This is a genomic window from Pseudomonas solani, assembly GCF_026072635.1.
GTDB classification, from domain to species: Bacteria; Pseudomonadota; Gammaproteobacteria; order Pseudomonadales; family Pseudomonadaceae; genus Metapseudomonas; species Metapseudomonas solani.
On the sequence record NZ_AP023081.1, the window covers coordinates 3,849,716 to 3,869,363 of the forward strand.

The window sequence follows — 19,648 nt, forward strand, 5'->3', positions numbered from 1 at the left end:
CTCACTTTTTGCCAATTCCCGGGCTGAAGCCCGGGCTACGTTCGGGTTGCGTTCGTAGGTTGGTGCCGAGCGTGCGAGGCCCAACATCGAGGCTGGGATCGGCTTCGGTGTGTTGGGCTTCGTGCCTCAGCCCAACCTACGTCTCTGCAATTCCTGCCTTTGGTGTTTTCCCTCCCGCCAATTCCCGGGCTGAAGCCCGGGCTACGTTCGTAGGTTGGTGCCGCCTTTTCGCGGGCAAAAGAAAGGGCGCCGGTGAGGGCGCCCTGAAAATGATGTGATCTATGGAGTAAGTCCGCTTACATAGACAGCCGTGGGGCGGTTAGTTCCCGCCCCGGCCGATCATTTTTGCGGGGTGAGCGTCAGCCGCTTGGTGCCGTAGACCTTGTCGAGGTTCTGCGACTGGAAGGGGAAGCTCATGTAGCGGGCCTTGAGCCAGGCGTCGATCCCGTCGGCGTAGTTGGGGCTGGCCGGGTTGCCGGATTGGCCGGAGCTGTTGAGCCCGATCATGGGTTCCGGCTGGCCGAAGTCGACGATGATGCGCATGGCCGGGATCAGCCAGGTGTCGAAGTTGTTGCCCCACTCGTAGGCCGAGACGTTCAGCGTGTTCATGTCGCCGCCGGCCTGGTACGGGCCACGGTCCAGGTAGCCCTGGATGGCGTTGATCCCGGTGCGCTGGCTGGCGCTCATGAAGGGCGCGAGCTTGGTGGTTTCGGTGGCCCAGGTGTAGCTGTGCAGCTTGCCCCATTGCCAGGCCTTGCGGTCGGCACCGAGCTTGCCTTCGGCGAAGCTGACGGCGGCGGCCAGGCTGCGGGCGAGGATGGCGGGCTTGTCTTCCTTCTGCGGGGTGCGCACATCGTCCCAGAAGGGGCTGTCGGCGCGGCCCAGCAGGTGGTCGGCCTGGGCGGAGTAGGAGAGGTTGGCGGTTTCCACCAGCGCCTGCCAGGCCGGGCTGCCTTCGGGGCCGAGCTCGTCCTGGAAGATCTGCTTGGCACTTTCCTGCAGGAAGGCTTCGTAGAACACCGCGTCGGTGGAGGTCGGGCGCAGGTCGCCGTTGAAGGCCAGCAGGCGGCTCAGGGCTTCGCGGGCCTTGTCGCGCTCGGCGGTGGGCAGGGCGTCGATGGCCTTCTTCAGCGGCTGGGCCATGGCCGGGTCTTCGAACATGGCCTTGAGCTTGGCGGCGAAGGGCGTGGTCTGGTCGTACTGCATGGCGATGGTGCTGCGGGTGTCGTGCTTGCCGCTGCCGGCGAGCTGGGCGATGCGCTCGGCCCGCTCCGGGTAGAACCAGGAGTTGGACAGCTGCACGCCATAGCCGCCCTGCACGGTGCGGTGGTTGGCGGTGCCCAGCCAGCCCTGGCTCGGGTCCTGGTCGTAGGGGTGCAGCATGGGGTCGGCGAAACCGTCCCATTCGTAGCGGCCGTCCCAGCCGGGGGAGGGCATCAGGCCACGGCCTTCGCGGCGGTTAGGGTAGCGGCCGGTGACCTGCCAGGCGATGTGCTGGGCATCGGCGGTGAGCAGGTTGAGGCCGATGGCGCGGATCGAGCGGGTCGCCTCGCTGGCCTGCTCGACGGATTGCGCGCGGGACAGGTCGAAGAAGGCGTCCAGGGTCTGGTCGCTTTCGAACTGGGCGGTCTTCAGGGCGATGCCCAGGCCGCTCTTGATCTCGATCGGTTGCAGCGGGTGCTTGCGCTGGCCGAGCACGGAGTTGAGCAGCGGGCCGTGGCGGGTCTCGTAGAGGGTTTCGCGGATCGGCCGCTCGCCCTTGATGAAGAAGGTCTCGTTGCGCTCGATGGCCGGCTGCCATTTGCCGTCGGCCAGGTAGTAGAGGCGGCTGCCTTCGCGCTTGACCTTCTCCAGGTAGAGGTCCTGGTTGTCGGCCATGACCATGGTCATGCCCCAGGCCAGCTTGCCGTTGTAGCCGGCGACCACGGCGGGCACGCCGGCGATGGTGACACCCGCGGCCTGGAACTTCGGCGAGCGGATCTGCATGAAGTTCCAGTACGAGGGCATCGACAGCGGCAGGTGGGTGTCGTTGGCGAGGATGCTCTTGCCGTTGCGCGTGCGTTCCGGGGCGATGGCCCAGTTGTTCGAGGCGGCGACGCCGAGCATGTTCAGGCCCGCCAGTGCGCCTGCGGCCTGGTCGATGGCGGCGAGGCCCTGAATCTGCCCACCGAGGTTGAGGCCCTTGAGCTTGTCGGCCTCGTCGAACGGCAGGTTCTCGTCCGGGTAGGTGGGCAGCAGCCAGGCGACCTTGTCCGCCCCGACCTTCTGCGCCATGACCAGCGAGGCGATCTCTTCCTGCAGGTTCACCGCCAGGCCGAAGTTCAGCAGGGTGAAGACCAGCACCGAGTCCTCGGGCTTCCAGTAGGCGGGCTTGTAGCCGGACTCGGCGAGGTCCATCGGCAGCTTGTCGCGGTACTGGAAGAGGTAGGCGTTGACGCCACGCGCGTAGACCTCGAAGAAGGACTTCAGGCGCGGGGAGGCGTTCTTGTAGAGGATGTCGGCGCTCTTGCGCAGGTTCACCGCGCGCATGAAGCGGTCGACGTCCAGCACGCCGGGGCCGGCCATTTCCGCCAGGCGGCCTTCGGCCATGAGGCGCAGGCCGATCATCTGGCTGAGGCGGTCGGTGGCGTGCACGTAGCCCATGGTGAACAGGGCGTCGTGGAAGGTGGTGGTTTCGATCAGCGGCATGCCCAGCGGGTTGCGGCGGATCGAGACGCTCTGGGCCAGGCCCTTGACCGGCTTGAAGCCGGAGGTGGGCGGCAGGCTGTCGGAATAGCGGCTGTCGAGCCAGGACTGGCAGCCAGTGAGCGCGACCATGGCGCCGAGGGCGGCGGCCAGGCAGAAGCGGGGCAGGAAGCGCTGGGGCGCAGGCGAGGCCATGGAGCGGTATCTCCCGAAGAGGCGGCGGTTTTCAAACGCGCTACGTTAGAGAGCGGCCTCGCACTGCGCAAGCGGCGGAGGCCCTACTTTTTAGCGGCAGCGGGGTTGATCTTTTCCACCAGGTCATAGGCGCGAACGGTGGCCGGGCGGGCCTGGATGCTCTGTAACCAGCGCTTGAGGTTGGGGAAGTCGTCGAGGTCCTGTTCCTGGAAGGTGTGCGGCACGATCCAGGGGTAGATGGCCATGTCGGCGATGCCGTACTCGGCGCCGGCGACGAAGGGGCGGTCGGCCAGGCGCTTGTCGAGCACGCCGTAGAGACGAGCGGTTTCCTTCACGTAGCGCTGGATGGCGTAGGGCACCTTCTCCGGGGCGAAGCGGTTGAAGTGGTGGTTCTGCCCGGCCATCGGGCCCAGGCCGCCCATCTGCCAGAACAGCCACTGCAGGGTTTCTTCGCGGCCGCGCAGGTCCTGCGGGATGAAGCGGCCGGTCTTTTCGGCGAGGTAGAGCAGGATGGCGCCGGACTCGAACAGCGACAGCGGCTCGCCGCCGTCCGCCGGGGCGTGGTCGACGATGGCGGGAATGCGGTTGTTCGGGGCGATCTTGAGGAAGTGCGGCTGGAACTGTTCGTCCTTGCCGATGTTGATGGGGTGGATCCGGTAGGGGAGGCCGGTCTCCTCGAGGAACAGCGTGATCTTGTGGCCGTTGGGGGTGGTCCAGTAATACAAGTCGATCATGGTGGGACTCCTCAGGAAGCAGGCGGCCAGCCTAAAGGATTCCCGGCACCCACGAAAAGGCCCGTGCTAGACGGGCCTTGGTCGTGCTGGCGCGGATCAGGCGCCGTGGCACTTCTTGAACTTCTTCGCGCTGCCGCAGGGGCAGGGGTCGTTGCGGCCCACTTCCTTCAGCGGGTTGCGCACCGGCTCCTGGGGGCCGTGGTTGCAGTGCGGGCCGTGCACATGGCCGTGATCGTGGTGGTCATGATCATGGTCGTGGTTGCAGTCGGGGCCATGGACATGGGGTTCTTGACTCATGGAACGTCACTCCGGGATGTAGTTGCCCGGGATTATCTCGCCATTGCGCGAGAGGTGCACGCTCTTGCCGAACATCAGGCCGGTCTTCACTTCGCCTTCGAGGCGGTAGCGAATGGCTTCGTCGGGTTTCTCCAGGAGCTTGACGATGTACTTCATGTGGCGCCAGAGGTTGGTACGCACCGGGACATCGAAGGTTTCGTGGCCGTTGGCCGGGACGGTGAACCAGGTGCTGGATTCGCCGGAGGCGAGCTTCACGTCGTTGAGGTGGACGGTATAGACCAGGCCGCGCACGGGCAGGCTGACGTCATTGGGGTTGTCCACACGGAAGCGCAGCAGGAACTGCTGCTCGAGAAGCTTGGCCTTGATTACATCGACTTTCACCAGCTGTACGTCCGGATCGCGGAAGCCGCCGGTCATCCAGGTGGAACATCCGGTCATGCCCGAAAAAGGTAGGGCCAGTAACATCAGTAGGCTGAGAATTCTTATCGTTTGCGCCTGAGAAAACATTGCATTACTCCATCGACGCTCAAGTGTAACAAGCAACTGCTTGGCTGCAACTTGTTGTTTGCAGAAAAAAACCTGCGCCATACTGCTGTCTGTTTCGGACAGGAGTGTGACCATGAGCCGCTACGAGATCGCTTTCTCCGGCCAACTGGTTCCGGGAGCCCGGCTGGAGCTGGTGCAGGCCAACATGGCCAAGCTCTTTCAGGCTGACGCGCAACGTATCGCCATGCTGTTCTCCGGCAGGCGCATCGTGATCAAGAACAACCTCGATGAGGCTGCCGCCGAGAAATATCGTGCAACGCTTGAGCGTGCCGGTGCGGTGGTGGACGTGGTGTCGATGGACGTCGAGATCGAGGAGGTGGAGCTGGCTCCACCGCCGCCGGAGTCGCCGGTGGCCGCCCCGGTGCGTGCCGCCGTCACCCAGCCGGCCGGCGAGCCGGCAGCGGTGGGGCGCCTCAAGGTGGCCCCGCGCGACGAGTACATGGCGGCCTTCATCGATGTGGAGGCGCCGGACTTCGGCATCGCCCCGGTGGGTGCCGACCTGCAGGACGCCAAGGCCGACGCGACGCCGCCCAAGGTCGACCTGAGCCAGTTCAGCCTGGCCCCGGTGGGCAGCGACATGGGCCAGGCCAAGGCCGCCCCGGCCGGCCCGCCGCCGGACATCTCGCACCTGCGCCTGCAGGAGTGAGTGCCTGATGTGAAAAGCCCGCCGATCGGCGGGCTTTTCATTGGTGCGAAGGAGCGGCGGCGCTTCAGGAGGCCGTGCACTTCTCCTTGGCCTTGTCCGCGTCCAGCTTGCGGATGGAGGTGTAGAACAGCTCGCAGGTCTGCACCTTGTCGGTCACCTGCCACTTCTGCTTGCAGCTATCCAGGGTGCTGCTCGGGTTGGCGGAATGGTCCTTGCCCATGCCGGCTTGCCAGCAGGCGGCGGAGAGGTCCTGCCCCATCACCTTGAGCCCGGTGGCGTCGGCCTTGGCCTGGTCGCCGTCGTAGTTTTCCGGGTCGGCGGCGTACCAGATATAGCTGGGGTGGTTGCTGCCCAGCACCGGCACCTTCTGTTCGGGCGTGGGGCTGATGGTGCCGAGGCCGAGCACGCCGATGGTGGTGCCGTACTGCTGCTTGATCCAGCTGCGCACCGGGCCGCCGAAGGCCACCATCGGCAGCGCCGGCTTGCCTTTGGTGAGCTGCTCGACCATGCGCGTCTGGTAGGGGGTGAAGTAGCTGTAGACGCCTTCCAGGTCGCTGCCGGCGCTGGCGGGGGCGGCGATGGGGGCGATGTCGATGATGGTCTGGTAGCCGGGTGTGTCGTCGGTGGCGACACCGTTCTGCACCAGCAGGTCGGCCCAGCGATCGGTGGTGGCCGACTCCAGGTAGTCCTGGGCCTTGGTCAGGGAATAGTCCGGCGGGAAGTGCAGCAGCTCGATGCTGCGGCGGTTCTCCAGGGCCATGCCCAGGGGCAGGAAGAGGTACCAGCTGTACTGCCACTTGCCGTCGCTGTTGAGCTGGCTGGCGCCCTTGTAGGCGAGGTCGCCGTTGTCCAGCAGTTGCACCAGGGGCACGCCGTAGTCGGCGGGCACGCCGCTGAAGCGGGCATAGAGGCCCTTGTCGTCGCGGCCTACCTTGACCTGGCCGCCGGCGATGCCATCGCGCTTCAGGCTCTGCCCGAGGTAATGCTCGACGGTTTGCTCCAGGGTCCAGTCGCGGTAACAGATGACGTTGCAGTTGTTGGGGTAGGCGAACAGGCGGGTGACCCGTTCCTGGCTGCCCAGGCTGACCTGGACTTCAGCAGCCTGGGCGAGGCCGGCGAGGCCCGCGAGAAGCGGGACGAGCAGGGTGCGCATGCGCATGGACATCTCCTTGTTGTCGGTTGGCGAATCCTTCCGGGGTGGGGCGCTCGGTCAGAGGTACCCCGCACAGCATTTCTTGAATTTCTGCCCGCTGCCGCAGATGCAGGGGTCGTTGCGCCCCGCCTTGGTTTCCACGGTCGGGTCGATGAAGTACCAGCGCCCGTCGTTCTGCACGAAGGACGAGCGCTCGCGGTGGCTGTGCTCGCCGGCCTGGTCGTGCCAGCGGGCGACGAAGGTGACCAGTGCGTGCTCGGGCTTGCCGCCGAGCAGCTCGAAGGCTTCCACCTCCAGGCCCAGCCAGGTGCTCTGCAGGCTCCAGGCCTTCATCGCCTCGCGGTCCAGGCCCTCGCGCTGGGCGGGGAGGGTAGTCTCCACCAGGTAGTCCACCAGGCCCAGCACATAGGCGCTGTAGCGCGAACGCATCAGCGCCTCGGCGCTGGGGGCGGGGTGGCCGCCGTGGTGACGGCCGCAGCACAGGTCGAGGAGGTTGCCGCTGCCGCAGGGGCATGTGCTTGCGCTCATGGCATCACCACCAGTACTTGCCGAAGTTCTCGGGGTTGGCCCAGAACTTCGCGTTCAGCCAATCGGGCACCTGCTTGTATTCGCGCAGGTCGTAGGTGAACAGGCTGAGCACCTGGTCATCACGCTGGAAGCGTTCGGTGGCCTGCAACGCCAGGGCGAAGAAGTCGGTGTCGGTCCAGTCGCAGGCGCCGAGGTCCACCAGCACGGCGATGCGGCTGGCGTTGAGGTTGCGGATGCCGCCCAGCAGCTCCAGGGCGGTGCGCTTGGGCAGGTGTTCCAGGCAGTCGGCGACCAGCGCCAGGTCGAAGCGTTGCGCCGCCTGTTCGGCCGGCAGCGGGCCGGCGGGCACCTGCACCACCTGGCTGTCGGGGTGGGCGCGGGCGAAGGCCTCCAGGGCCGGGAGCGGTGAGTTGCCCACCAGCAGCAGGCGGGCCGGTGCATAGCGGTCGAGCAGGGCGGCGAGGGCCTGTTGTGGGGTGCGGGAGGAGAAGCTGGCAGTCATCGAAAATCCTCGGACAAGTTTGCGAAGACTAGCCTGCCGCCCGCTGCTGGCCTAGTGCTGGCGGTTTTTTAATCACCCGTCTTTACTCCCAGGTTATCGGTTTCCAAAGGCCGATATCACGAGGAGACATGCATATGAGCATCACAAGGACAGCAATACCCTTGCTACTTGTGTCGACCCTGCTGACCGGTTGCGCCGGCCTGCAGAAGACCGACTGGCCCAAGTGTGCAGCAGTAGGCGGTGTAGGCGGTGCAGCGTTGGGTGCGATTGAAAGCAGTTCCTGGGCGGGTTGGGGGGCGCTGCTCGGCGGCGGCATGGCCGCCGGCTACTGCTGGGTCCATGGCGATGGCGACGAGGATGGCGATGGCGTGCCTGACAGTCGCGACAAGTGCCCGGGCACTCCGCCGGGCGTGCAGGTGGATGCGAACGGCTGCCCGCCCGAGCCTGCCGTAGTGGAAGAGGTCGAGGAAGTGGTGGTGGTCGAGGACGAGACCATCGTCGTCCGTGACCTGCTGTTCGCCTTCGACTCCGCCGCGCTGGACCCGGCCGACAAGGCCAAGCTGGACACCATCGCCAGCCGCCTGCGCAACGAGGCCCCGACCGCCAAGCTGACCATCACCGGTCACACCGACAGCGTCGGCAGCGACAGCTACAACCAGAAACTCTCCGAGAAGCGCGCCCATTCCGTGACGGACTACCTGGTCTCGACCGGCATACCCAAGGGCAGCATCGCCGGCGTCAGTGGTGCGGGCGAAAGCCAGCCGGTCGCTGACAACGGCACGGCCGACGGCCGCGCGCTGAACCGCAGGGTGGAAATCCTCATCGACCGCTGAATCCCGCAGCCGTTGCGGCGCGCGGCTTGTGCGCCGTGACGGGCGGGTCTTTACTCCTGTGTTACCGGTATGGGACCGGTGACACAGGAGATCCCTCACCATGAGAACCTTCTCACGGGCTGCTCTACTTCTTCTGGTCGGCAGTGTTCTCTCGGGTTGCGCCTCGACGTCCAGTACGGGCGACGCGCCGCTCAACCAGGGGAACTGGCCTCTTTGCAGTGCGATTGGCGGTCTGGCCGGCGGTGGGCTGGGCGCTATCGAGAGTTCCGCTTGGGCTGGTGGAGGCGCCGTTGCAGGTGCCATCGTCGGCGGTCTGATCTGTTACGCCCAGGATGGCGACGAGGACGGTGACGGGGTCTTCGACCGCCGTGATACGTGCCCCAATACTCCAGCCGGGACCCAGGTCAACCACAATGGCTGTCCGCAGAAGACCTACCCGGCCGTGGTCAAGGCCGAGGAGCCCATTCCTCCGGCTCCCGCACCGCAGAGCGAAGTCATCGTGCTCAGCGACCAGGGCAAGGTGCTGTTCGCCTTCGACTCCGCCGAGCTCACCAGTGACGCGAAGACACAGCTGAATGATGTCGCTACACGCCTGACGGGGGCCGCCATGGTCAGCGTCAAGGTCGTGGGGCACACCGACAGCGTCGGTTCCGATACCTATAACCAGGGGCTTTCGGAACGGCGTGCCAGGAGTGCGGCGGATTACCTCATCAGCCAGGGCGTCCCGGCGGACAAGGTCACCACCGAAGGGCAGGGCGAAAGCCAGCCGGTGGCGGACAACGGCACGGATTCCGGGCGCGCGCAGAACCGCCGCGTGGAGATCCACGTCGCTCGCTGAACACCCGGTGCAACACCGAAGGGGCCCTCGTGGCCCCTTCTTTCTGCCCGCCATTTGGCAGCGACGATGACGAGGAGTAAGGTCGGCGGACTAAAAAAACAGAGGGGGGTGGCATGAAACTTTTCCTGGGGGTGGGCAAGCTGGTTGCCCTGGTGTTCTGGCTGGCGGTGCTGGCCAATCTGATCGAACCGTTTGCCCGACCATTCGCGTCACTGCTCAACGCCGTCGCCGCCCTGGTGCTTGGCCTGCACCTGCTGGAACTGGTGGTGTGCAACAGCCAGCTGCGCGCTCGCCCGCGCCCCTGGAACGACCGCCTGCAACTGCTGCTGTTCGGCGTCTTCCACCTGCTCGGCCTGCCCCGTTCCCAGGGAGGCCGCGAACATGCGTAAGTACTGCCTGCTGGCCCTGCTGGCCAGCCCTGTCGTCCTGGCCGAAAGCGGCGTCAGCGTCGATGCCAACAGCCTGCTCAAACTGCCGGCCCGGGTCGGCTCCCTCAGCCTCGACCGCGTGGTGGTCAACGATTACGGCACCCTGGTGATCCCGGCCAGCGTCACCGAGCTGCGCATTGGCGAGCTGGTGATGGGTCGCGACGCGCGCATCGGCATCGCCCCGTCCGACCAGCCCTTCAGCCTGGTGGTGCGCCAGGGCGAGATTGGCACCGGTGGTCACATCACCGCATCCGGCGCGGCCGGCAGCATGAAGAAAGGCGCCAGCGCCGGGCGCGACCTGAGCCTGCGCCTGGAGCAGGTGCGGGTGGACGAGATCACCCTGGATGTCCGCGGTGGCATCGGAACGCCAGGCTACAGCGGGCTCGCCGGTGCCGATGGCGATGCCGGCGGCTGCCTCTGGGGCAGTGCCAGCCGTGGCTATGACGGCCAGAACGGCGGTGACGGCCAGGCTGGCGGCGCGGGTGGCCATATCCGCCTGGAAGTGCCGACGGACTTCCCTGTCGAGCAGGTGAAGGTGCGTCTGGAAGGCGGCGCCGGTGGTCCGGCGGGTGAAGCCGGCGCGGCGGGCAGTGGCGGTTCCGCCAAGGGTTGCCTGTTCTACCGCACCGCTGTCGGCGCCAAGGGCCGCCCGGGGCAACCTGGCCAGCCGGGCAGCGCGGGGGCTGCCGGCCAGCTCGATGTGGTGCGTATCCAGTAAAAGCTTGAAGAATCGCTGTGCCGCGTCCTCGGACACCTCTAAAAACGTAGGCGAGGCCGTCAGTGCAAGGCAAAAACAGGCGAAAAGCGCAGTTTACGCAGTGTAAATGAGCACGTTGAGCCTGTTTTTAACGCAGCAATGGCAACGCAGATAGTTTTTAGAAATTCGGGCGCGCCGCAGCGATCGCTATCAGGAACAAACCCAGCAGCAGGTTGCTGCCCACCAGGCGGCGGATGCGGGCCAGTACCGCACCGCCTGCCGGCCAATCCTCGGCGGCCACGGCGCGGCGCAGCTCGGGCAGCTGCAGTGCGTTGACCCGCAGGAACAGCGCCAGCATGGCGATGTACAGGCCCATCATGATGTGCACGTAGCGCGGCGCGCCGTCGAAGCCGGCGAAGCGCATGTGCATCATCCCCACGCCGCTCACCGGCAGCAGCACCACCGCCACCCAGACCCAGAGGAAGAAGCGGCGGAACACCTCCACCCACAGCTTCAGCCGTGCCGGCGCGTCGAGCGCCTGGACGGCGGCGGGGCGCAGCACCATCCACGCGAAGAACATGCCGCCGACCCACACCAGGGCGGCGAGGACGTGGACGGCGTAGAGGGCGGCGAAGGGCGTCATCGGGTTTTCTCCAGTCGGAAACAAGGCGCGCTATGATAGCCGCCCTGTTAAAGTACTGAAAATTTATCCAGCCTTTCGCGCCCGCAAGAATCCATGCTCAGCACCGAACTCAAGTCCCAGATCCAGGGCGCCTACTCCCGTTTTCTCGAAGCCAAGGGGCTCAAGGCCCGCTATGGCCAGCGCCTGATGATCGCCGAAGTGGCCAAGGTGCTGGGCGCCATCAAGACCGACGACGAAGGCCATCGCGATGGCGAGCCCGCCGTTGTCGCGGTGGAGGCGGGCACCGGCACCGGCAAGACGGTCGCCTACAGCCTGGCGGCCATCCCCTCGGCCAAGGCCGCCGGCAAGCGCCTGGTGATCGCCACCGCTACGGTGGCGCTGCAGGAGCAGATCGTCCACAAGGACCTGCCCGACCTGATCCGCAACAGCGGCCTCAACTTCAGCTTCGCCCTGGCCAAGGGGCGTGGCCGCTACCTGTGCCTGTCCAAGCTCGACATGCTGCTGCAGGACGGCCAGGCGCAGAACGCCACCGCCCAGCTGTTCGCCGATGAAGGCTTCCGCATCGACGTCGACGAGAGTGGCCAGAAGCTGCTCAACCAGATGATCGAGAAACTCGCCGGCAACCGCTGGGACGGCGACCGCGACTCCTGGCCCGAGGCCATCGAGGACCAGGACTGGGCCCGCGTCACCACCGACCACAGCCAGTGCACCAAGCGTCATTGCCCCAACTTCCAGCAGTGCGCCTTCTATAAGGCGCGCGAGGGCATGACCAAGGTGGACGTGATCGTCACCAACCACGACATGGTCCTCGCCGACCTGGCCCTGGGCGGCGGCGCCGTGCTGCCGGACCCGCGCGAAACCCTCTATGTGTTCGACGAAGGCCACCACCTGCCGGACAAGGCCATCGGCCACTTCGCCCATTTCACCCGCCTGCGCTCCACCGCCGACTGGCTGGAGACGGTGGCCAAGAACCTCACCAAGCTCCTCGCCCAGCACCCGCTGCCGGGCGACCTGGGCCGCCTGATCGAGAACGTGCCGGAGCTGGCGCGGGAAATCCGCACCCAGCAGCAGTTCATGTTCACCGCCTGCGAGGAGGTCGCCGACTTCCGTGCCGGCGAAGACATGGAGGGCCGCGAGCGCCCGCGCCACCGCTTCGAGGCCGGCGTGGTGCCCGAGCACCTGATCGAAATGGGCATCGAGCTGAAGAAGGGCTTCGCCAAGCTCAACGACGTCTTCACCCGGCTCACCGAACTGCTCAAGGAAGCCATGGACGGGGAGGCCGGCGTCGGCATCGCCAGCCACCAGGCCGAGGAGTGGTACCCGCTGTTCGGCAGCCTGCAAACCCGTGCCCAGGGCAACTGGGAGCTGTGGACCGCCTTCACCGCCGAAGACCCGGAAGAAAGCCCGCCCATGGCGCGCTGGCTGACCCTGGCCGAGTTCGGTTCGGCCTACGACATCGAAGTCAACGCCAGCCCGATCCTCGCCGCCGAGACCCTGCGGCGGAACCTGTGGAACGTCGCCTACGGCGCCCTGGTGACCTCCGCGACCCTCACCGCGCTCGGCACCTTCGACCGCTACCGCATGCGCGCCGGCCTGCCGAAGAAGGCCGTCACCGCCGTGGTGCCCAGCCCCTTCCACCACGCCGATGCCGGCGTGCTCAAGGTGCCGGACCTCAAGGCCGACCCGCGCGATGCCGCCGCCCACACCGCGGCGATCATCCGCGACCTGCCGCAGCTGGTCGAAGGCTCGCGCGGCACCCTGGTGCTCTACGCCTCGCGCAAGCAGATGCAGGACGTCTTCGACGGCCTCGACCGCGACTGGCGCAAGCGCGTGCTGATCCAGGGCAACCTGTCCAAGCAGGAGACCCTGAACAAGCACAAGCAGCGGGTGGACGACGGCGAGACCAGCGTGCTGTTCGGCCTGGCCAGCTTCGCCGAGGGCGTCGACCTGCCCGGCGCCTACTGCGAGCACGTGGTGATCGCCAAGATCCCCTTCGCCGTGCCCGACGACCCGGTGGAAGCCGCGCTGTCGGAATGGATCGAGGCGCGCGGCGGCAACCCCTTCATGGAGATCGCCGTGCCCGACGCCTCGTTGCGCCTGGTGCAGGCCTGTGGTCGCCTGCTGCGCACGGAGTCCGATCGCGGCACCATCACCCTGCTCGACCGGCGGGTCGTCACCCAGCGCTATGGCAAGGCGATTCTCAACGCGCTGCCGCCCTTCCGCCGCGAGATCGGCTGAAACAGACCACCGCGGCGCTTGACGCCGGGCCCGCCTCTGCGATCATTGCCGGCTTGCGCGGGCACGGTTTTGCAGATCGCGGGCAACATTCGCCCATTCCGCTGTCTATGCACTGACTTCATGTGGGGAATCGGTTTCATGTCATCCAGAACCAAACCAGCGCTGCTGCTGCCCATCCTGCTCGCCATCGGTGGCTTGAGCACGGCGGCGCAGGCCGAGACACTGTTCAACTTCGTACGCCCGCTGGACTCCGTCACCGTCACCACCCAGGACGCCGGGCTGCCCAGCGTGACCGCCGAGAACACGCCCGAGGGCGAAATCCTCCGCCGCCTCAACTTCAATCAGGCCGACAAGCCCAGCCTGCGCCTCGCGCCGCAGAACGGCACCTGGGACTGGAGCAAGGCCGGCGCCATGAGCCTGCGCCTGCAGAGCGCCATGGACTGGGCCCTGACCCTGGACGTGACCATCGAAAGCGCCGACGGCAAGACCGTGCGCACCCGCCTGGCCCTGCCGGCCGGCCCGGCGCAGACGCTGCTGGTGCCGCTCACCGCCACCTCGCCCCGCGCCCATGGCATGCGTGCCGCGCCGCCGCAACCCTGGAGCCGCGACGGCAAGCGCTACCTGCTGGCCACCGAGGTGGAAGGCGAACTGGACCTGACCAAGGTCAGCGCCGTGACCCTGTCCCTCGACCACCCCAACGCCGTGCAGAGCGTCCTCCTGGGCCGTTTCGGCACCGCCGAGCAAAGCCTGCAGGACGACTACTACAAGGGCCTGATCGACACCTACGGCCAGTACACCCGCGGCGACTGGCCGGAGAAGATCAAGAACGACGAGCAGCTCAAGAACGCTGCCCAGCAGGAGCAGAAGCAGCTCGACGACTGGCAGAAGAAGCTGCCCGAGCAGGACCCCTACGGCGGCTGGTTGGCCGGCCCGAGCTTCGAGGCCAAGGGCTTCTTCCGCACCGAGAAGCGCGACGAGCGCTGGTACCTGGTGACCCCGGACGGCCATCCCTTCTATTCCCTCGGCGTCAACGCCGTCACCCCCGAGCACAGCCAGACCTACGTCGAAGGCCGCGAGTCGATGTTCACTGCGCTGCCCAAGGACGGCGAGCCCCTGGCCGCCTGGTACGGCAATGGCGACAGCCGCCGCGACACCGGTTCCACCAAGGGTCGTAATTTCGACCATGGCCGCTGGTACGACTTCTACGGCGCCAACCTGGAGCGCACCTACGGCAAGCAGGACAAGGCCCGCTGGGTCGACCACAGCATCGCGCGCCTGAAGGCCTGGGGGTTCAACACCGTCGGCAACTGGAGCGCGGGCGAGTTCAACACCAGCCAGCGCATGCCCTACACCATCCCGCTGTCGATCCATGGCGACTACGCCACCATCAGCACCGGGCTCGACTGGTGGGGGGGCATGCCCGACCCCTTCGACCCGCGCTTCGCCATGGCCGCCGAGCGTGCCATCGCCATCGCCGCCCGTGACCACCGTGACGACCCCTGGCTGATCGGCTACTTCGCCGACAACGAGCTGGCCTGGGCCGGCCCCGGCGCCGACCCGAAATCCCGCTACGCCCTGGCCTACGGCACCCTGCGCCTGACCACCGACGTACCGGCCAAGCGTGCCTTCCTCAAGCAGCTGCGTGACAAGTACCGCAACCAGCAGGGCCTGTCCCAGGCCTGGGGTATCGAGCTGCCGGCCTGGGAGCTGATGGAGGACCCGGGCTTCGAGGCGCCGCTGCCGAACCCCGAGCACCCGGCCATCGAGGAAGACCTCAAGCGCTTCCAGCGCTTCTTCGCCGACACCTACTTCAAGACCATCGCCGAGTCGATGAAGTGGCACGCGCCGAACCACCTGCTGCTGGGCGGCCGTTTCGCCGCGAGCGTGCCGGAGGCGGTGGAGTCCTGCGCCCAGTACTGCGATGTGCTGAGCTTCAACTTCTATACCCGCGAGCCGCAGCACGGTTACGACTTCGAGTACCTGCGCCAGCTGGACAAGCCGCTGATGGTCACCGAGTTCCACTTCGGCTCCCGCGATCGCGGCCCGTTCTGGGGCGGCGTCGCCGAGGTCTACAAGGAAGAGGAGCGTGGCCCGGCCTACGCCAACTTCCTCAAGAAGGCCCTGGAGGAGAAGTTGATCGTCGGCGCCCACTGGTTCCAGTACCTCGACCAGCCGGCCAGCGGCCGCCTGCTCGACGGCGAGAACGGCCACCTCGGCCTGGTGGGCATCACCGACCGTCCCTACGACGGCTTCATCAAGGCGGTGCGCAAGGCCAACCTGGATGTCGCCGCCCAACTGGCCAAACCCGCCGAAGCCAAGCCCGCAGAAGCCAAACCGGCTGACAAGCCGGCGGAGAAGGCTGCGGCCAAGCCCGCTGCGGCACCTGCCGCCAAGCCCGAAGCCAAGCCTGAGCCGAAACCCGAGCCGAAGCCTGAGGCCAAACCGCAAGCCGAGCCTGCTGCGCCAGTGCCTGCCGAGCAGCCCGAGCAATCGGAGAAGCCCGTCGGCAAGCCCACAGACGAAGCTACGCCCAAGCCGGACCCGGCGCCCAAGGTCGAGACCGACCCGGCGCAGAAGCAGGATGCGCCTGATGCATCCTGAGTCATTCGACTGACCGATGGACCCTGCGCCGAACTTCGGCGAGGTTCCCAAAGGACGGCGGCATTGGTAACAATGCCGCCGTCATTTTTTTCCGAGGAGAGTGCCGGTGCAGACCCAGGGTTACTTCGACTTGCGTTTCGAAGCGGTGCGCGACGCGTTCGCCGCCCTGTTCGACGACTCCCAGGAGCGCGGCGCCGCGCTCTGCGTCCAGGTGGGCGGCGAGACCGTGGTCGACCTCTGGGCCGGGGTGGCCGACAAGGACGGCCAGGAGGCCTGGCAGACCGACACCATCCTCAACCTGTTCTCCTGCACCAAGACCTTCACCGCCGTCACTGCGTTGCAGCTGGTGGGCGAGGGCAAGCTCGAGCTGGACGTCCCCGTGGCCCGCTACTGGCCCGAGTTCGCCGCCGCCGGCAAGGAGCGCATCACCCTGCGCCAGTTACTCAGTCACCGCGCCGGCCTGCCGGCGATCCGTCAGCCGCTGCCGGCCGAAGCGCTCTACGACTGGCAGGCGATGACCGCCGCCCTGGCCGCCGAGGAACCCTGGTGGACGCCCGGCGAGGAACACGGCTACGCCCCCATCACCTACGGCTGGCTGGCCGGTGAGGCGATCCGCCTGGCTGATGGCCGTGGCCCGGGTGAATCCATCGCCGCGCGTATCGCCCGCCCCCTGGGGCTGGATTTCCACGTCGGCCTGGATGACGCCGAGTTCCACCGGGTGGCCCACATCGCCCGCGCCAAGGGCAACATGGGCGACGCCTCGGCCCAGCGCCTGCTCAAGTGCATGATGACCGAGCCCACCTCCCTCAGTACCCGCGCCTTCACCAACCCGCCGTCGATCATGACCAGCACCAACAAGCCGGAATGGCGGCGCATGCAGCAGCCGGCGGCCAACGGCCACGGCAATGCCCGCAGCCTGGCGGGTTTCTACGCCGGCCTGCTGGACGGCCAGTTGCTCGACTCCGCGCTGCTCGCCGAGCTCACCCGTGAGCACGCCATCGGCGACGACCGCACCCTGCTGACCCGCACCCGTTTCGGCCTGGGCTGCATGCTCGACCAGCCGGACGTGGCCAACGCCACCTACGGCATGGGCCGCCTGGCCTTCGGTCACCCCGGCGCCGGTGGCTCCATCGGTTTCGCCGATCCCGAGCGTGAGGTCGCTTTCGGTTTCGTCACCAACACCCTCGGCCCCTATGTGCTGATGGACCCGCGCGCCCAGCATCTGGCCCGCACCCTGGCGAGCTGCCTGTAGCGGAACCGCTCGTCAGTTGCACGGAATATCCCTTTGCGGATGAAGGGGTTGCGTCCAGAATTTCAGCCTGTACCTGAGATTGATGCGCCATCATGCGATGGCGTATCGCCTTCTCCTTTTACCTGTTACGGGGGCCCCGCGATGAAGCTGCTCAAGTCGTCCACCTTGATCCTCTGCATGACCGTTTCCGGTTGCAGCACCTTCAGCCACGACAAGCCGGCTGCGGACGCCCACGCGCAGAACAGCGGCACCAGCCATTGGTGGTGGCCGTTCGGTGGCAGCGACGACAAGGTGGCCAAGGCCGAGGTGCCCAAGGTCGACCAGAAGCTCACCCAGGCCTGGCTGGACCAGTACGAGCCGCGCCTGCGCGAGGCGGTGAAGGACAGCAAGCTGGAAGTGGAGCGCCGCGACAACCTGCTGGTGGTCACCGCGCCGGTGGAAGGTTCCTTCAACCCTGATCGCCCCAGCATGCTGCTGCCCATCACCCTCGGCCCCTTCAGTCGTGTCGCCAAGCTGGTGGAAGGCGATCCGAAGACCGGTGTGCTGGTTCTCGGCCATGCCGACACCTCCGGCGAAGACGCCCTCAACCGCAAGCTCAGCCAGGAGCGCGCCCAGGCGGTGGCGGCGATCTTCCGCCTCAGTGGCCTGCAGCGCGACCGCCTGTCGCTCAAGGGTGTCGGCTCCGACATGCCCCGTGCCGCCAACGACAGCAAGGACGGCCGTGCCCTGAACCGCCGCGTGGAAATCCTCCTCACCCCGCAGGACACCCTGGTCGCCCTGCTGGCCCGCTACAACCAGCCGCCGAAGGTGGCCCAGCAAGTGGTTGCGGCAGATCAAGGCAAATGAGCCTTGCTTGGGTAAGCTAGGCCTTTCCTTTTGCAGGACGCCGAGATGACCCAGACCCTCGCCGACATGCGTCGCGACTACACCCGCGACGGCCTCAGCGAAGCCCAGGCTCCCCAGGAGCCTTTCGCCCTGTTCCAGCAATGGTTCGGTGACGCGGTGAAGACCGAGCAACTGCCGGTCGAACCCAACGCCATGACCCTGGCGACCGTCGACGCCGACGGCCGCCCGCATTGCCGGGTGCTCCTGCTCAAGGGGCTCGATGCGCGGGGCTTCACCTTCTTCAGCAACTACGACAGCGCCAAGGGCGAGCAGCTCGCGGCCCGTCCGTTCGCCGCCATGACCTTCTTCTGGCCCAGCCTGGAGCGCCAGGTGCGCATCGAAGGCCGGGTGGAGCAGGTCACCGCCGAGGAGTCGGACGCCTATTTCCAGGTGCGCCCGCTGGGCAGCCGCATCGGTGCCTGGGCTTCACCCCAGAGCCGGGTGATCGCCGACCGCGCCGAGCTGGAACAGCTGCTCGCCGAGACCGAGCGACGCTTCCTCAACCTGGCGCCCACCTGCCCGCCGCACTGGGGCGGCTACCGCCTGCTGCCGGAGCGCGTCGAGTTCTGGCAGGGCCGTCCGAGCCGCCTGCACGACCGCCTCAACTACCGCTTGGTCGATGGCCAGTGGATGTTCGAACGCCTCGCCCCCTGAGGCTTTCCTGAGCGGCATGCGCGCCCTGTAGACTGGCGGCTTCCCCTGGAGGCCGCCCATGCTCGAACTCGACTCCACCCTGGCGCAGCACATCGTCGACCGTGCCATGGCCATCCTTCCGTACAACATCAACGTCATGGATGCCCAGGGCATGATCATCGGCAGCGGCGACCCGCTGCGCGTGCATACCCGCCACGAGGGTGCCCAACTGGTGCTGGCCAACCGCCGCGTGGTGGAGATCGACGAGCAGGCTGCCGCCTGCCTGCGCGGCGTGCGCCCCGGGGTGAACCTGCCGCTGTTCCATGCCGAACGGCTGATCGGCGTGCTCGGCATCACCGGCGAGCCGGATGCGGTGCGCCCCTATGCCGAACTGGTGCGCATGGCTGCCGAGATGCTGGTGGAGCAGCGTCAACTGCAGGCCGAGCGGCACTGGCAGCGCCACCAGCTGGACGCCTGGCTGAACCAGCTCGCCGATCCGCAGACCGACCTGGTGCACCTGGCCGCCGAAGCCGAGCGCATTGGCCTGCAACTGCCCTGGAGGCAGCAGGTCTGCGTGCTGGAACTGGTGGAGGAGGGGGACCCGCAGGAGCGTCGGGCACGGGTGCTGGATGGCCTGGCCCGACAGGGGATGCTGTGTGCGGCGCTGTCGGCCCGCGAGCTGATCTGCTGCCGCCTCTTCAGTGCCGAGCGCGATGACGATACCTGGCTGGCCCAGGCCGACGAACGTGGCTGGGGCATCGCCCGCCTGTGCATCAGCGACCCCCAGGCCGGCATCGGTGACCTGCGCGAAGCCGCCCTGGCGACCCGGTCGCTGCATGCCTTCGCCCGTGCCTGCCGAGCGCAGCAGCGCATCTTCCACCTGGAGGAGCACCGCTTGTCGACGCTGCTGTTCAGCCAGCGCAGCAACTGGCTGCTACGGCGCTGGCTCGGCCCGCTGCAGGCGCTGGTCGATGCGGATGACGACGGCGTGCTGTGTCGCACCCTGCAGTGTTGGCGCGAGCACGATGGGCACGGCAATGCCTGTGCCCAGGCCCTCGGCATTCACCGCAACACCCTGCGCTACCGGCTGGAGCGCATCGCCGAACTGGTGGGGCTGGAGCGCCCGCGTCACGACCAGTTGCTGTTGCTCGGCCTGGGGCTGGACCTGCTGGGCTGGCCCAAGGTCGATTGTGCGAATGCACGGATGGGTGGCATCGAAGACGCTGTCCGTTAGGTCGTATGCATAAGGCTATTGCGCTCGGGATCGCGCAAAATCGGGCGGCTATCCGGCATCCATAACAACAACTAAGGAGT

At 67.0% G+C, this 19,648-nt stretch carries 18 protein-coding genes and 1 pseudogene; 11 read left to right on the forward strand and 8 right to left on the reverse strand.

From position 1 onward, the window contains the following. Positions 1–339: 339 nt before the first annotated feature. The 4 genes from PSm6_RS17555 to PSm6_RS17570 all read right to left on the reverse strand — a co-directional run bounded on the left by PSm6_RS17555 (position 340) and on the right by PSm6_RS17570 (position 4,418). Positions 340–2,880 carry a penicillin acylase family protein gene (locus tag PSm6_RS17555; protein WP_265167868.1) on the reverse strand — a complete coding sequence of 847 codons (2,541 nt, stop codon included), beginning with the start codon at positions 2,878–2,880 and terminating at the stop codon, positions 340–342. A gap of 83 nt (positions 2,881–2,963) precedes the next feature. Continuing rightward, a complete protein-coding gene (locus PSm6_RS17560) occupies positions 2,964–3,614 on the reverse strand; it encodes a glutathione binding-like protein (RefSeq protein ID WP_021219201.1) in 651 nt (216 codons plus the stop codon). A gap of 96 nt (positions 3,615–3,710) precedes the next feature. Continuing rightward, the gene (locus PSm6_RS17565) at positions 3,711–3,911 is read right to left on the reverse strand and encodes an SEC-C metal-binding domain-containing protein (protein WP_021219202.1); all 201 of its coding nucleotides are present in this window, start codon (positions 3,909–3,911) and stop codon (positions 3,711–3,713) included. Positions 3,912–3,917: 6 nt separating this feature from the next. Beyond that, complete coding sequence (locus tag PSm6_RS17570) at positions 3,918–4,418, reverse strand: LEA/WHy family protein (protein ID WP_031287599.1); 501 nt, start codon at positions 4,416–4,418, stop codon at positions 3,918–3,920. A 112-nt stretch (positions 4,419–4,530) separates the two neighbouring features. On the opposite strand from PSm6_RS17570, the gene PSm6_RS17575 reads away from it, so the two are divergent. After that, positions 4,531–5,103, forward strand: a complete 573-nt coding sequence (locus tag PSm6_RS17575; protein WP_184491469.1) for a hypothetical protein — start codon at positions 4,531–4,533, stop codon at positions 5,101–5,103. Positions 5,104–5,167: 64 nt separating this feature from the next. On the opposite strand, the gene PSm6_RS17580 is transcribed toward PSm6_RS17575, so the two are convergent. The 3 genes from PSm6_RS17580 to PSm6_RS17590 are packed head-to-tail and all read right to left on the reverse strand — an operon-like array spanning position 5,168 to position 7,286. After that, positions 5,168–6,262, reverse strand: coding sequence for a hypothetical protein (locus PSm6_RS17580; protein WP_021219205.1), 1,095 nt, complete (start codon positions 6,260–6,262; stop codon positions 5,168–5,170). Between the two features lie 51 nt (positions 6,263–6,313). Beyond that, the gene (locus PSm6_RS17585; RefSeq protein ID WP_043242799.1) at positions 6,314–6,784 is read right to left on the reverse strand and encodes a YchJ family protein; all 471 of its coding nucleotides are present in this window, start codon (positions 6,782–6,784) and stop codon (positions 6,314–6,316) included. A gap of 4 nt (positions 6,785–6,788) precedes the next feature. Then, positions 6,789–7,286 carry a DUF6231 family protein gene (locus PSm6_RS17590; protein WP_265167870.1) on the reverse strand — a complete coding sequence of 166 codons (498 nt, stop codon included), beginning with the start codon at positions 7,284–7,286 and terminating at the stop codon, positions 6,789–6,791. A gap of 134 nt (positions 7,287–7,420) precedes the next feature. Here PSm6_RS17590 and PSm6_RS17595 point away from each other — a divergent pair, with 134 nt between their 5' ends. The 4 genes from PSm6_RS17595 to PSm6_RS17610 all read left to right on the forward strand — a co-directional run bounded on the left by PSm6_RS17595 (position 7,421) and on the right by PSm6_RS17610 (position 10,103). Beyond that, positions 7,421–8,119 (forward strand): PA1041 family peptidoglycan-binding anchor lipoprotein, encoded by a 699-nt coding sequence (locus PSm6_RS17595; RefSeq protein ID WP_031287601.1) that lies wholly within the window; start codon positions 7,421–7,423, stop codon positions 8,117–8,119. A gap of 100 nt (positions 8,120–8,219) precedes the next feature. After that, on the forward strand, positions 8,220–8,957 hold the full coding sequence (locus PSm6_RS17600) for a PA1041 family peptidoglycan-binding anchor lipoprotein (protein WP_021219209.1): 738 nt from the start codon (positions 8,220–8,222) through the stop codon (positions 8,955–8,957). Positions 8,958–9,070: 113 nt separating this feature from the next. Further along, entirely contained in the window at positions 9,071–9,346 is a 276-nt protein-coding gene (locus PSm6_RS17605) for a DUF1145 domain-containing protein (RefSeq protein ID WP_043242798.1), read from the forward strand. After that, on the forward strand, positions 9,339–10,103 hold the full coding sequence (locus PSm6_RS17610; RefSeq protein ID WP_265167871.1) for a collagen-like protein: 765 nt from the start codon (positions 9,339–9,341) through the stop codon (positions 10,101–10,103). The genes PSm6_RS17605 and PSm6_RS17610 overlap by 8 nt, the downstream gene beginning before the upstream one ends. 157 nt (positions 10,104–10,260) lie before the next feature. On the opposite strand, the gene PSm6_RS17615 is transcribed toward PSm6_RS17610, so the two are convergent. Next, complete coding sequence (locus PSm6_RS17615; RefSeq protein ID WP_021219212.1) at positions 10,261–10,725, reverse strand: CopD family protein; 465 nt, start codon at positions 10,723–10,725, stop codon at positions 10,261–10,263. A gap of 93 nt (positions 10,726–10,818) precedes the next feature. On the opposite strand from PSm6_RS17615, the gene dinG reads away from it, so the two are divergent. The 6 genes and pseudogenes from dinG (at position 10,819) to PSm6_RS17645 (ending at position 19,568) form a co-directional block, all read left to right on the forward strand. Further along, complete coding sequence (gene dinG, locus PSm6_RS17620) at positions 10,819–12,963, forward strand: ATP-dependent DNA helicase DinG (protein ID WP_021219213.1); 2,145 nt, start codon at positions 10,819–10,821, stop codon at positions 12,961–12,963. Between the two features lie 138 nt (positions 12,964–13,101). Further along, positions 13,102–15,564: a hypothetical protein gene (locus PSm6_RS17625; protein WP_021219214.1), complete on the forward strand. Its 2,463-nt coding sequence runs from the start codon at positions 13,102–13,104 to the stop codon at positions 15,562–15,564. Positions 15,565–15,670: 106 nt separating this feature from the next. Then, positions 15,671–16,816, forward strand: coding sequence for a serine hydrolase domain-containing protein (locus PSm6_RS17630; RefSeq protein WP_265167872.1), 1,146 nt, complete (start codon positions 15,671–15,673; stop codon positions 16,814–16,816). A gap of 141 nt (positions 16,817–16,957) precedes the next feature. Further along, positions 16,958–17,659, forward strand: a pseudogene (locus tag PSm6_RS17635) (OmpA family protein); the annotation flags it as partial. Between the two features lie 48 nt (positions 17,660–17,707). After that, on the forward strand, positions 17,708–18,355 hold the full coding sequence (pdxH, locus tag PSm6_RS17640) for a pyridoxamine 5'-phosphate oxidase (RefSeq protein WP_265167873.1): 648 nt from the start codon (positions 17,708–17,710) through the stop codon (positions 18,353–18,355). Positions 18,356–18,413: 58 nt separating this feature from the next. Further along, a complete protein-coding gene (locus tag PSm6_RS17645; RefSeq protein ID WP_043242793.1) occupies positions 18,414–19,568 on the forward strand; it encodes a sugar diacid recognition domain-containing protein in 1,155 nt (384 codons plus the stop codon). Positions 19,569–19,648 lie beyond the last annotated feature (80 nt).